This is a genomic window from Streptomyces sp. SID12501, from assembly GCF_010550245.1.
GTDB lineage: Bacteria > Actinomycetota > Actinomycetes > Streptomycetales > Streptomycetaceae > Streptomyces.
In genome coordinates this window covers 1-381 of sequence record NZ_JAAGLU010001094.1, presented here as the reverse complement: position 1 = coordinate 381, position 381 = coordinate 1, and the positions used below count along the sequence as shown (strand labels likewise).

1 protein-coding gene is annotated in these 381 nt (G+C 71.7%); it reads left to right on the top strand.

Going from position 1 to position 381, the window contains the following annotated elements:
- Positions 1-381, top strand: a 381-nt coding sequence (locus tag G3I71_RS49980) for a DUF4245 family protein (RefSeq protein WP_164325629.1), incomplete at both ends; no start/stop codon positions are given.

Sequence of the window (381 nt, the reverse complement as noted above, 5' to 3'; positions counted from 1 at the left end):
ATGAAGGGCAAGCAGACGGTTTGGGACATGGTCCGATCGCTGGCGGTGATCGGTGTCGTCGTCGCGGGGATATACATGTTCATCCCGCACGACGAGAAGGCCGACCCGACGCGGGTGGTCGACTACCGCGTGGAGACGGCCACGGCCCGCCCCGCGGCGCCGTACCCGGTCGCCGCGCCCGCGGGGCTCCCCGAGAAGTGGCGCGCGACCTCGGTCACCTTCGACCGGATGGACGGCAACGCCTGGCACCTGGGCTTCCTGGACCCGCAGGAGCAGTACGTGGCCGTCGAGCAGAGCACCGACGCCTCGGCCAAGCGCCTCGCCAAACTGACCCGGCAGGCGAAGGCCACGGCCCCGACCCGGAGGCGCGGCGACCGGTCC